General features: G+C 60.7%; 10 protein-coding genes and 3 pseudogenes. 4 read left to right on the forward strand and 9 right to left on the reverse strand.

The window, feature by feature from the left end; all coding sequences use genetic code 11:
- Positions 1-777, forward strand: a complete 777-nt coding sequence (locus ACF8EA_RS21390) for a TatD family hydrolase (RefSeq protein ID WP_392523155.1) — start codon at positions 1-3, stop codon at positions 775-777.
- Between the two features lie 44 nt (positions 778-821).
- On the opposite strand, the gene ampE is transcribed toward ACF8EA_RS21390, so the two are convergent.
- The 3 genes from ampE to ACF8EA_RS21405 form a co-directional block, all read right to left on the reverse strand.
- Positions 822-1,652: a regulatory signaling modulator protein AmpE gene (gene ampE / locus ACF8EA_RS21395; RefSeq protein WP_021781724.1), complete on the reverse strand. Its 831-nt coding sequence runs from the start codon at positions 1,650-1,652 to the stop codon at positions 822-824.
- A complete protein-coding gene (gene ampD / locus ACF8EA_RS21400; RefSeq protein WP_021781723.1) occupies positions 1,649-2,221 on the reverse strand; it encodes a 1,6-anhydro-N-acetylmuramyl-L-alanine amidase AmpD in 573 nt (190 codons plus the stop codon). The genes ampE and ampD overlap by 4 nt, the downstream gene beginning before the upstream one ends.
- An 88-nt stretch (positions 2,222-2,309) precedes the next feature.
- The gene (locus ACF8EA_RS21405) at positions 2,310-4,469 is read right to left on the reverse strand and encodes a DUF1631 domain-containing protein (protein ID WP_392523157.1); all 2,160 of its coding nucleotides are present in this window, start codon (positions 4,467-4,469) and stop codon (positions 2,310-2,312) included.
- Positions 4,470-4,711: 242 nt separating this feature from the next.
- On the opposite strand from ACF8EA_RS21405, the gene nadC reads away from it, so the two are divergent.
- On the forward strand, positions 4,712-5,560 hold the full coding sequence (gene nadC, locus ACF8EA_RS21410) for a carboxylating nicotinate-nucleotide diphosphorylase (RefSeq protein ID WP_021781721.1): 849 nt from the start codon (positions 4,712-4,714) through the stop codon (positions 5,558-5,560).
- A gap of 75 nt (positions 5,561-5,635) precedes the next feature.
- Here the strand turns inward: nadC and trxB are convergent, their stop codons facing one another.
- Positions 5,636-6,598 carry a thioredoxin-disulfide reductase gene (gene trxB / locus ACF8EA_RS21415; protein ID WP_003247318.1) on the reverse strand — a complete coding sequence of 321 codons (963 nt, stop codon included), beginning with the start codon at positions 6,596-6,598 and terminating at the stop codon, positions 5,636-5,638.
- A gap of 330 nt (positions 6,599-6,928) precedes the next feature.
- Between trxB and cysZ the strand changes: the two genes are divergently transcribed.
- Positions 6,929-7,657, forward strand: coding sequence for a sulfate transporter CysZ (gene cysZ / locus ACF8EA_RS21420; RefSeq protein ID WP_103463248.1), 729 nt, complete (start codon positions 6,929-6,931; stop codon positions 7,655-7,657).
- Between the two features lie 45 nt (positions 7,658-7,702).
- On the opposite strand, the pseudogene ACF8EA_RS21425 reads toward cysZ, so the two are convergent.
- The 5 genes and pseudogenes from ACF8EA_RS21425 to ACF8EA_RS21445 form a co-directional block, all read right to left on the reverse strand.
- Positions 7,703-8,320: pseudogene (locus ACF8EA_RS21425) on the reverse strand (GAD-like domain-containing protein).
- A 342-nt stretch (positions 8,321-8,662) separates the two neighbouring features.
- Complete coding sequence (locus tag ACF8EA_RS21430) at positions 8,663-9,286, reverse strand: GAD-like domain-containing protein (protein WP_021783463.1); 624 nt, start codon at positions 9,284-9,286, stop codon at positions 8,663-8,665.
- A gap of 91 nt (positions 9,287-9,377) precedes the next feature.
- Positions 9,378-9,608 (reverse strand): annotated as a pseudogene (locus ACF8EA_RS21435) (glycine zipper family protein); the annotation flags it as partial.
- A gap of 224 nt (positions 9,609-9,832) precedes the next feature.
- Positions 9,833-10,264, reverse strand: coding sequence for a methyl-accepting chemotaxis protein (locus tag ACF8EA_RS21440; protein ID WP_370626866.1), 432 nt, complete (start codon positions 10,262-10,264; stop codon positions 9,833-9,835).
- Between the two features lie 156 nt (positions 10,265-10,420).
- Positions 10,421-11,170 (reverse strand): annotated as a pseudogene (locus ACF8EA_RS21445) (PAS domain-containing protein); the annotation flags it as partial.
- A 157-nt stretch (positions 11,171-11,327) separates the two neighbouring features.
- Between ACF8EA_RS21445 and ACF8EA_RS21450 the strand changes: the two are divergent.
- Positions 11,328-12,518, forward strand: a complete 1,191-nt coding sequence (locus ACF8EA_RS21450) for a glycosyltransferase family 1 protein (protein WP_103443495.1) — start codon at positions 11,328-11,330, stop codon at positions 12,516-12,518.
- Positions 12,519-12,545: the final 27 nt, after the last annotated feature.

The raw sequence follows: 12,545 nt of genomic DNA on the forward strand, positions 1-12,545 counted from the left end.
ATGCGCCTGATCGACACCCACACCCACCTGGATTTCCCCGACTTCGACGCCGACCGCCCGCGCCTGCTGGCCAACGCGGCGGCGCGTGGGCTGGAGCGGATGGTGGTGCTGGGGGTGTACCAGGCGAATTTCCAACGGGTGTGGGAACTGGCCTGCGCCGAGCCGCGCCTGTTCGCCGCGCTTGGCCTGCACCCGGTCTACCTCGACCAGCATCGCCCTGAGCATCTGCTGCAACTGCGCGAGTGGCTGGAGCGCCTGCGCGACAACCCGCTGCTATGTGCCGTGGGTGAGTTTGGCCTGGACTATTACCTTCCAAACCTGGACAAGACTCGCCAGCAGGCGCTGTTCGAAGCGCAACTGCAGATGGCTTGCGACTTCGAACTACCGGCCCTGCTGCACGTGCGCCGCAGCCATGCCCAGGTGATTGCCACGCTCAAGCGCTACAAGCCCGCGCGGGCGGGGGTGATTCATGCGTTTGCCGGCAGCTACGAAGAGGCCCGCGAGTACATCAAGCTGGGGTTCATGCTGGGGTTGGGCGGTGCGGCTACCTGGCCGCAGGCACTGCGGCTGCGCAAGACCCTGGCGCGGCTGCCATTGGACAGCGTGGTGCTGGAGACTGATGCACCGGACATGGCACCGGTGATGTACCCGGGGGTACGCAACAGCCCGGAGCATCTGCCGGAAATTGCCGCGGCGCTGGCGCAAGTGATGGGACTGGATGTCGAGGTGCTGGCACAGGCCAGCACCCGCAATGCTTGCGCGTTGTTTGGCTGGTGAAACCCAGGTGAACGGGATTCCCGTGGGATGCGATTGGCCCGCAATCAGACCAGCACGGTCCACAGCGCAAACCCTGCATACCACAGCACTGCGCAGCGCAACAGCAGTTCCCACAGGCTGTCCAGCCGCCCCAACCCGCGCTGGCTGTCTTCTTCCTCGGGAATGTCATCGGCAATGCGCCCGACCCGAGCCACAAGGTGCCCGGCACTGATGTGCCAATTGAGCACCTCGTGCAGCATCACCCGAGTCACCGCGAGGAAGTTACCCACCAAGGCAAAGCTCAGCGCCAGCGCCCGCACCGGCAACCAGTCCATGATGTGCCGCAACTGCTCGGCACGTACCTTCAGCGCCGGCTGCTTGCTGTGTTCACCACACAGCGCCAACAGTCGATAAGCCAGCGCAGCGCCAGGGCCCAACACGAAATACCAGAAGATCACCGCAAAAAAGCCCTGGTACACCTGCCACAGCAAATTACCCTGCACCCGCACCAGCAGGCTGTGCGGTTCATCGGCCACCAGGCCCAGGTCGCGCTCGGCCACGTGCAGCGCCGCCTGATCGTCTCCCCGCCGCCAGGCATCACGAAACGCCCCCAGCGATGCCTTCGCATCGCCGCGACCCAGGCTGTAGATCAGCACCAGCAGGTGCACCGGCAATGCCAGCAAACCATAGGCCACCGGCTCCAGCACATGCAGCAGCAACACCAGCAGCGCTACTGGTGCCAACACCAGGATGGCCAACGTCCACCATGGGTGCACCTTGCCGTTGCGTTCCAGACGCACCAGTTCGCCAAGAAAGAACCCGTCGCGCTGCACCCGATGGCGCAGGGCTGAAAACTTCTCGACCCACAGCGCCAGCAACAACACCAGAAAACTCATGCCTTGTCCTCGTTGTGCTGCAGCGCCTGGCGGTAGCGCGGCCAGTCGAAGGCCGGGCCGGGGTCAGTCTTGCGCTGCGGGGCAATGTCGCTGTGGCCCTGAATGCGGTTCAGGTCGATGGCCGGCCAGGCATCGCGGATGTGCCGGGTGAGTTGTTCCAGCACCGCATACTGGGCATCGGTATAGGGCAGGTCGTCGGTGCCTTCCAGTTCGATGCCGATGGAAAAGTCGTTACAGCCTTCGCGCCCGTCAAAGCTCGACACACCCGCATGCCAGGCACGGTCATGCAACGACACGAACTGAGTCACCGCGCCGTCACGCTCGACGAACAGGTGCGCCGACACGGTCAGGTGGTTGATGCTGGCAAAATACGGGTGTTCATCAGGGGCCAGGCGGTTCTGGAAGAATTGCTGCACCTTGCCCGTGCCGAAACAGGCCGGGGGCAGGCTGATGTTGTGGATCACCAGCAGGGAAATCGATTCGCCTTCGGGGCGCGTATTGAAGTTCGGCGAGGGGCAGTGGGTGATTCCGATTCCGTGGAACCAGCCAGTGGCACGGTCCAATTGCATGGGCAGATCCTGAAAAACGCCGTGAACATGCCCACAGTATGCCCTGCCGTCAACGCCGTGTGCATGTGAATGATTGTAATGCGTCTGCCTATTGCGCCTGCCCTTGCCGCAAGCTATCAAGTACCGCCTCCAGCGCCCGTTCGAACAACAGGCGGTCATCCAGCACGCGCACTTCGTGCCGCTGAAATGCCTGGGCCAGGCTGACGCTGCTCCACTCGCGCACTTTCATGCCGGTGCGGTTGGCGAACACCAGCCTATCGCTGCTGTCGATGCGCGCGACCAGCTTGCAGCGCAGTGGTTCATCCTCGTCGAGTGCCTCGACCCAGGTGCCGATGCGCAGGCGTTGAGCCTGGCGCAGCGCTGCAGCCTGCCCCTCGGCAGCGTGCAGGGGCACGCAGGCGGGCTCTTCGGCAATCGCCAGCACAATCTCTTCGGCCACCAGCACGTCACCCAAGGATTGGCCCTCACCTGCCGGCAACGCCTCTTTACCTGCGCAGGCGCGCAGGTGCAACTGTTCCAGTTGCAGGAAGAACTCGCGGGTCGCCACCGCGTCCAGGGCTACGCTGGCCAGGCCATCGCGCAGCGCCTTGAGCAGGGCCGGCACCTGCTGCAACAAGGTTTGCGGCTCATGCGGCGGCGTGATGCTGACCAGCAGCATGTCCATCGTCTGCAATGCGTCGCGCCAGGCCTGTGAGGCCTCGCCCTGCTTCAGCCAAGCCAACAGCAGTACCTGGCTCCAGGCCTGCACCAGCATTTGCACCACCACCTGCGGCAATACCCGACCACGCAGGCGCTGGTTGAGCACATGCTGCACCTGCTGCCTGGCCTGCAGTGCCCGGGCACGGCCTTCTTCGGCGTCGCGAGTGCGTTGTTCCAGCAACTCGTTGCGTCGCCGTTCGTCCTGATTGAATGCCAGGAAGTCGTCGAGCAGCTCGGCGAACAGGCTTGCATCGTCGGCAAAATCATTGAGCAGGCGTTGGACGATACGCTCTACCCGCAAATGCAAGCTGTCACGCTGGCCTTCGCTGCCGCACTCCCAGCCAATCGCGGCGCCGGCGATTTCGTTGATCAGCCGGCGCGCCGGATGGCTACCCCGGCTGAACAGCCCCTTGTCCAGTAATGCCACCTTGAGCAGGGGAATATGAAGGCGCGCAATCAGCGCCCGCAGGCTGGCGGGCAGGTTGTCGTCGTTGTGGATGAATGCGAACAGCAAGCCAACCAGGTTGATCACGTCTTCGTCAGCCACTCCAAGGCGCCGACGCGTGCCGCTGCGCACACTCACCCGCAACAACAGTTGCTCAAGCTGCTGGCCGAGCTCGAAGTCATCGGCCTCGTGGGTGGCGGGCACGTAGCGCTGCAAATGCGAAAGGAGCCGGAGCAGGTCGGCGGTACTGATCGGCTGGGCGGTAGCCACCGCGTGCAACCGCGGAGCGAACTGCCCGCGTACCGGCGCCAGCAGTGCCTGCAACGAGTCGAAAAACGCCTGCCCTGCGGCGTCCGCCCCCACCTCCTGGCCAAGGTTCGCCGGCCCTGGGCGCGCACGCATGCGCCGGTCTTCGGCACGCCGGCGCGGCGCCGGTTGCAGTTCGGGCAGTATGCCGGCAGCGACCAGCAACTGGTTGGCTTCGCCATAGATCACATCGACATCGCGCAACACATAACGCTCGAACAGCTTCAGCAGCACCAGCTTGACCCGCAGGCCAACGCCCAGATTCCGCCCGGCATCGAGGAAGTAACGACACAGCGCGGCAGGCCCCAATGGGTTGTGCTGCTCGTACAGGGGCCGGTCGAGCAATGCCTGCAGGCGCAGACCCAGTTGCTGCAGGGCAATGCCATCGCGTGACAGCACCCGCGCCACCATGCCCTCGATGGCGGCGGCCCGCTCCATTTGAGCCTTGCTGCGCGGGTTGCCCGGCTGGGCCAGGTTTGCCAGCAAGTCGACCTGGCCGGTTCGGAGGAAAGCATCATGGAACGTATCCAGAAAACCACGCTCGATGCTCTTGCGCTTCAGACGCAGGTCACGCATGGCCTCGAAGTACAGGTTTTGGTCACCGCGGTCCAAGGCCTTGTCGGCCATTTCGAAGAGCGTGTCATCGGCATTGTCGAACAAGTCCTGCAGCCCCTGACGCAACTGCAACGCGGCCTTGTCGCGCACCTGCAGCAACAGGACCGGAAGGCAAGGCAGAGGCGTACGCCCCCCTTGGTCGATGGCTGCCGCCAAGGCCACCACCTTGCCTTCTTTTTGCATCCTGGACTCCTTGCAGGGTGTCTTGCCCGAAAGGGCTGAAAATCGTCAAAGCTATGACGCCAAATACTGGTCACCATTATCGGTAAAAAATCGTATGCCTGCCAGCGCCGTTTCGCTGGCTGGCTAATGACCCTGCTCTGCTCCGATTACTCACAATGCCCGACCAAAGGTCAGCACCAAGGCGGCTGTACACACAGGCCCCCTGCCCTATAATCGCGGGCACCTAGCTTGTGGAGCCGACCATGCCGAACCTACGCCTTGCCGACCTGACCGCTGAAATTGAAGCCAACGTGCGCCGCGCGCTGTTGGAGGACATCGGCAGTGGCGATATCACCGCGCAACTGATCCCGGCCGAGCGCCTGGCCAAGGCGACCATCATCACCCGCGAAGACTGCGTGGTCGCCGGTACCGCCTGGGTCGATGCCGTGTTCCGCCAGCTCGACCCGCGCGTTGCTGTGCACTGGCAGGTGGCCGACGGTGAGCAGGCCACTGCCAATCAACCGTTGTTCCACCTGGAAGGCCCGGCCCGTTCGCTGCTCAGTGGTGAGCGCAGCGCACTGAACTTCCTGCAGATGCTGTCGGGGGTCGCCACCCGTGCGCGCTTCCTCGCCGACCTGGTAGCAGGCACCCAGGTGCGCCTGCTGGACACCCGCAAAACCCTGCCCGGCCTTCGCCTGGCGCAAAAGTACGCGGTTACCTGCGGTGGTTGCGACAACCACCGCATAGGCCTGTACGACGCCTTCCTGATCAAGGAAAACCACATCGCCGCCAGCGGCGGCGTGGCCGAGGCAGTGGCCGCAGCGCACCGCATTGCGCCGGGCAAGCCGGTGGAAATCGAGGTCGAAAGCCTGGATGAACTGCGCCAGGCACTGGCCGCTGGCGCGGACATCATCATGCTCGACGAGCTGAACCTGGACGAAATGCGCGAAGCCGTGCGCATTACCGCTGGCAAAGCCAAGCTTGAAGCCAGCGGCGGCGTAAACGAAACGACCCTGCGGGTGATTGCCGAGACAGGGGTGGACTACATCTCGATTGGCGCCATGACCAAGGATGTGAAAGCGGTGGACCTGTCGATGCGACTGAGCCTGTGAGCTGATTGCAGGCAATAAAAAACCGGCGCTTGGCCGGTTTTTTATTGGGGGCGCTTTGCACCCCTTTTTCTCAGATCAGAACGAGGCGTTGGCCAAACCGTCCAGGTAGCGCTCGACATCCAGCGCCGCCATGCAGCCCGCACCGGCCGACGTGATGGCTTGGCGGTAAACGTGGTCAGCCACGTCGCCAGCGGCAAACACACCCTCGACGTTGGTAGCGGTGGCATTGCCTTCGCGGCCGCCGTTGACCACCAGGTAGCCGTCTTTCAAGGTCAGCTGGCCTTCGAACAGCGAAGTGTTCGGGGTGTGGCCAATGGCGATGAACACGCCGTCGACCTTGATTTCGTCGCTGCTGCCGTCGTTGTTCTTCAGACGCGCACCGGTTACGCCCATGTTGTCACCCAGCACTTCGTCCAGGGTGGCGTTGAGCTTGAGCTCGATCTTGCCTTCGGCCACACGGGCGTTCAGCTTGTCGACCAGGATCTTCTCGGCGCGGAAGGTTTCGCGACGGTGTACCAGGGTCACTTTGCTGGCGATGTTGGCCAGGTAAAGTGCCTCTTCCACGGCAGTGTTGCCACCGCCCACCACGGCGACCGGCTTGTTACGGTAGAAGAAACCGTCACAGGTGGCACAGGCCGAAACACCCTTGCCCATGAAGGTTTCTTCCGACGGCAGGCCCAGGTAGCGAGCGCTGGCGCCAGTGGCGATGATCAGCGCATCACAGGTGTACTTGCCGCTGTCACCCTGCAGGGTGAACGGCTTGTTGGCCAGGTCGACAGCGTTGATGTGGTCGAAGACGATTTCGGTTTCAAAACGCTCGGCGTGCTCTTGCATACGCTGCATCAGAGCCGGACCGGTCAGGCCGTGGGGGTCGCCCGGCCAGTTGTCGACTTCGGTGGTGGTGGTCAGCTGGCCACCAGCCTGCATGCCGGTGATCAGCAGCGGCTTGAGGTTGGCACGGGCGGCATACACCGCAGCGCTGTAACCGGCAGGGCCGGAACCGAGAATGATGACGCGCGAATGACGTACTTCAGACATGTCGAACTCCTGTCGAGCGGGCCGCAGGGCCGGCATCGGTGTACCGGCTGCGCCAGCCAAGAAAATAAAAAGGACCCACGCAGCACTTGGGGAAGGCTAAAACGCGCAGGCCCGCAAAGCGAAAAGTTGAGCGCACTGTAGCGAGGTCGCAAAGATTAAGGAAATATCCTTAGACAATCCACCTCATAGGCATCGCCTATGCTGCGATTTCATCGATAAACACGCGCTGCGCGCTTTTGTTACATCCCGTTTCCCGCCCACTGCGTGCCTTTCGTCGGCGCGGCAAACTCGGTAAGGTCAGCGCGTTTTCCTTCTCTGCGGAGTATCTAGATGCAAGCCCCTGTCCTCTCTGGCCCCCAATACCTGCGCGAAGGCCTGAAACTGGTGCTGAGCCCCAACCTGCGGTTGTTCGTGCTGCTGCCACTGGCGGTCAACCTGTTGCTGTTCGGTGGCCTGATCTACTTCGCCGGCCACCAGTTCGGCCTGTGGCTCGATGCCCTGATGCCAACGCTGCCTGACTGGCTGAGCTTCCTCAGCTACATCCTCTGGCCGCTGTTCGTTGCCTTGCTGGTGCTGATGGTGTTCTTCACCTTCACCTTGGTGGCCAATATCATTGCCGCGCCGTTCAACGGTTTTCTGGCGGAAAAGGTCGAGGTGGTAGTGCGTGGCGAAGACACCTTCCCAGCCTTCAGCTGGGGCGAGCTGGCAGCCATGGTACCGCGCACCTTCAGCCGCGAAATGCGCAAGCTGGGCTACTTCCTGCCACGCGCCATCGGCCTGTTCGTCCTGTCGCTGATCCCGGTGGTCAACGTGGTGGCTGCGCCGCTGTGGCTGATCTTCGGCGTGTGGATGATGGCCATCCAGTACATCGACTACCCGGCGGACAACAACAAGATGACCTGGCAGGACATGCTCGCCTGGTTGCGGCAGAAGCGCTGGCAGAGCCTGGGCTTTGGCGGCATCACCTACCTGGCGCTGATGATTCCGGGGGTGAACGTGCTGATGATGCCGGCGGCGGTGGCCGGGGCTACGCTGTTCTGGGTGCGGGAGCGGAGCTGAAGGAGCGTGGGGCTGCAGGGCAGCCCCTTTTTGCAGATTGTTTTTTTAGAAGTCGGAGAAACTGTAGGGTTCGAGGGTGGCAATCTGAGAAAGCAGTATTAGATGCTCCACTGCCTTAACCTTCTCGAGGTTAGCAAGGTCGCTTGACCCGCCGAACGCCAAGGCTGGAACGAACCCATACATTTCATCATGCTTTAGCATACCCAGTTTTTTCTTTGCTGGCTCGAACATGCCATCAAAGTCAACAGACGCCTTCTCTTTGCCAAGGAAGAAACCTTGCACTTCCCTGTCCATATCCGCCGCCGTCAACTCATATTCACTGCCCCTGTATCGTGAAATATGAGCCAAAATCTTTACTGAGAAACCCGTTTGCTCTCCAAAGAGATACAGGTCACCAAATGCGCCGCGAGCGATCAGGTGGTATCTATCTCGCTTCTCCAATATTGTGCCTTCGATAAGCGAGGCAGTTACCCCTTCATATTCCTGGGGATTGACAGTCCAAAATATCCCGTCACCATACCCGCACCAACCGTGCTCACTCCAATACTCTAACAATTTGTTCGGCAAGATGCCTCTGTATCAATCCAGACTTGAGGGAGGAACCTCCTGTCGAAAAAACGGCTCACCAACTTGCTCTACAAACAGGGAAAAAACCTCATCCACGGCGAAAACCTCAAGCGACTAGCATTCATGGATTGTGCAAAGCTGCTAGAGATGACAGGGTTTCCTTTGCCTGCTTCACCGAGAGCTTTCTAGCTTCAATGGCATTCATAGCTATCATAAGATCTCTCTGAATTCTCTCCTGTAACTTAGAAGTTCAGCTGCTCAGTTGTTACCGTGGGTGGGGCTGGAGATTTTTATCGTTCTTTAGATCGAGCGCCGCGCAGGCGAAACTCGATCCCATGGCCATTACAAATTATCAAAGACTCAACCGACTGGAAAACTGTTCCACCACGTCCATCACACGGGCGATTTCCTCGGTGGCGGTGCTGGTTGACTGCGGCATTAATCTGGCTGCTCGGAAAAGGAGTAAGGTTGAAGATCTGTCAATTGCGCCAGAAAGATCAAGTGTTCAACAGCGCTGACTTTTTTAAGATGTTGCAGGGAGTCAGCCCCGCCCAGCATGAGCGCGGGGAAAAAGCCGTACATCTCGTCATGTTTAAGTCTACCCAGTTTTTCCTTGGCGGGATTGAAGAGACCATTGAAATCCATTGACTCCACTTCTCTTGACAAAATAAAGCCTTGAAGCTCAGTATTTAGTTGTTCCTTTGTGAACTCAGTTCGATAAAATATGTACTGAGAGCCCACGCTTGTTATCTCCAATGAAAAGCCAGTTTTCTCTCCCCAAAGATACAAGTCTCCGAAGGCACTTCTCGCAACCAAATGATAGTTGTCGTACGAAGCAAGTGCCGTGCCTGCAATCCAACAGGAAACTACGGCGTCATATTCTTGCGGATTGACTAGCCAGAATATGCCCTCACCGTAGCCCCCCCACCCATGCTCGGACCAATATTCCAAAAGCTTGGGAGGAAGCTTGTCTCTGTATTTTTCGATTGTGGAGCCAGGTACTTCCCGGCGGTCAATCGGCGGACCGAAATTCTCAATTAAATTGGCAAATACTTTATCCACTTCAACTTTCTCACCTTAGCACTTATGTAATTTGACATTCATGCGGATTGAGCCTCTGGACTCCAGCGGTACCCTTTCGGCCGCTTTCTTTAATGCTGTTGATGTCGAGGCCGGCGAAGCGCTGGCGTAGCATGTGCGCCGCGTGCCATTCGGCGTGGTAGAAGGCTGTGCGGACAGCGTCGACCCGGCGCAGGTTGAGGCCCAGCGAGGCGACCTCTTCATTGAGGCCGGTGCGGAACTGGCCACCGCTTGGGTAGCCCACCATGGCGATGACACGTGACTCGATCTCGTGCCAGGAGGGCACGAGGTAATCCAGGTACATGAGGTGTCTCCCTGACAACGTGTGCAGGGGGAAATCCCATCATGGATTCGGATCGGAGGTTTCTGAGTCAGTTGTAGGAAAGTGCGACTTCGTTTCCGGCATGCTCGGCGAAGTTCAGCTGTTCAGTTGCTAGCGTGAGTAAGGCTGAAATTTTTATCGTTCTTGAGATCGAGCGCCGCGCAGGCGAAGCTCGATCCCATGGCCATTACAAACCCCAAGCCATATCAAAGACTCAGCCGGCTGGAAAACTGCCCCACTACGTCCACTACCCGCTTCGCCCCGTCCTGGATCTCGACAATCACGCTGCCCGTCTCATCCGCCAGCGCCAGCCCCTGTTCGGCCTGGCGCTTGCTGGTATCGATGATCGACACTGCCGCCTGCGCCAGTTGTTCGTTCTGCTGTACCACCCGGGCGATTTCTTCGGTGGCGGTGCTGGTGCGAGAGGCCAGCTGGCGCACTTCGTCGGCAACGACGGCAAAGCCCCGCCCTTGCTCGCCCGCGCGGGCAGCTTCGATGGCCGCGTTAAGGGCCAGCAGGTTGGTCTGCCCGGCAATGTCGCTGATGGTCTTGATGATCGAACCGATCACCCGCGACTGGGTATCCAGCGCCTGGATGCCGTCGGCCGCCTCTTGCATCGAAGCCTCCAGGCCACGCATCACAGTGACAGTCTGGGTGACCACTTCGGTGGCCTTGCGAGCACTGACATCGGTACCCAGCGAGGTGTTGTAGGCGACATCCGCCGCCTCGGCCACTGCCTGCTCCTGGTTGACCTGATCGGTGATCACGGTGGCGAACTTGACCACCTTGTACAGCACATCGTGGGCATCGAAGATCGGGTTGTACGAGGCCTCCAGCCAGATCACCCGGCCATGGGCATCGATGCGCTTGAAGCGCTCGGCAACATATTCGCCACGGCGCAGCCTGTCCCAGAACGCTTGGTAGCCGGCCGAGTTGACCTCCTGCGGTTCGCAGAACATGCGGTGGTGCTTACCGCGAATCTGCTCCAGGCGATAGCCGACAGTGGCCAGGAAACGTTCGTTGGCAGTGAGAATGATGCCGTCGAGGTCGAACTCGATCACCGCAGTAGAACGCATCAGCGCCTTGATCAGGCTTTCGTGCTCGCGTGAGGTCTCGATGGTTCGGGTAAGGTCGCTGGAATGCAGGGTGAAGTACTTGATGCGCCCCTCGCTGTTCTTCACCGGCTGCAGGATCGAGCGCAGCCAGGCTTCCTGACCATTGCCGCGCAGAAGACGGAACGCACCGTTCAGGTGTTCGCCACGGCTGATCGCGCTTTTCATGCGCTGGTAGAAGTCCAGTGACTTTACGTGGGCGGGGACGATGTCCTCGATATTGCGTCCAAGCAATTGTTCGGCACGGTAGAGCATCTCGCTCTCGAAGTTGCCGTTGACCATCTCGATCCGTCCCTGAGGGTCGAGCTGCAGCACCAGCATCTCGCTGTCGAGACTACTCTTGACCTGTTCGATGGACATCAGGTCTTCGCGCAGTTGCCGGATTTCTTGCTTGAGCTTGTTGTTGAACATCACCGCTCTCCTGGAGCGCATCACGTAGTCGAATGCATCTTCATCGGCTGCCGGCGACACCTTCTTGAGTGCTGTGCGAGGAAATATTCATAGAGGCAAAAATGCCGGCGATCAGGCGTCATATTTACGTCATAAGGCAGTCACATTAGCGCAACCCGGCAGGCGGAAACTTTTTGTCATGAATACACCCGCGCTACGCATCACCCTGGTCAGCGAAACCTTCCCACCCGAGATCAACGGCGTGGCCAACACCCTTGGCCGCCTCAGCGAAGGGTTGCGCCTGCGCGGCCATGAGGTCGAGGTGGTGCGCCCGCGCCAGGCCGACGAAGGGCACGCGCACAACGACCCGCACCTGATGCTGTGCCGGGGCTGGGCGCTGCCTGGCTACCCGGGTTTGCAGTGGGGCGAGGTGTCGATGCACAAGCTGTTGCGCCGCTGGCGCCGACAGCGCCCGGATGTACTGTACATCGCCACCGAGGGGCCGCTGGGGCTCAGCGCCCTTCGTGCGGCCCGTCGCCTGGGGGTGGCGGTGGTCAGTGGTTTCCACACCAACTTCCCGCAGTATTCCGGCCAGTACGGCCTTGGCCTGCTGGCGCGCCTGCTCACCCACTACTTGCGCTGGTTCCATCGGCGCACGGCAATCACCTTGGTGCCGAGCGCCAGCCAGCGCCTGGAGCTTGAGCGTCGCGGTTTCGAGCGCCTGGAACTGCTGGCGCGAGGGGTCGATGCCTGCCTGTTCAATCCGGCCCGACGTAGCCAGGCCTTGCGCGAAAGCTGGGGGCTAGGCCCGGAGGATATCGCCGTCTTGCACGTCGGGCGGCTGGCGGCGGAAAAGAACCTTGGCTTGCTACGGCCTTGCTTTGAGGCATTACGCAAGACGTATCCACAGAAGCGTCTGCGCCTGATCATGGTCGGCGACGGGCCTCAGCGCGCCAGCCTTGAACAACAGATACCGGACGCCGTGTTTTGCGGCGCCCAGCGCGGTGAACGACTGGCCGAGCACTACGCCAGCGGCGACCTGTTCCTGTTCCCGAGCCTGACCGAGACCTTTGGCAATGTGGTGCTCGAAGCCATGGCCTCAGGGTTGGCGGTGGTTGCTTATGACGAGGCAGCCGCAGCGCAGCATATTCGCCATGGCCACAGCGGCGCGCTGGCCATGCCAGGGGACCAGGCTGCGTTTGTCGACGCTGCTTGCTGGTTGCTGGAAGAAGTGGAGACGTTGCGCAGGGTACGCCTGAATGCGCGACAACACGCCAGCCGCCAGGGTTGGCCGGCGATTGTCGAGCAGTTCGAGGAGTATCTGGATAGCGCCTGTCGAAATGTCAGTGCTGCGGCTGGTCGTTCGACGCAGTATGTGCAGCGCCTGTGAGAGTGAGCGCCGCGCAGGCGGCGCTCA

Origin of the sequence: Pseudomonas sp. YQ_5 (genome assembly GCF_043103305.1) — a bacterium.
Classification (GTDB): domain Bacteria; phylum Pseudomonadota; class Gammaproteobacteria; order Pseudomonadales; family Pseudomonadaceae; genus Aquipseudomonas; species Aquipseudomonas putida_Y.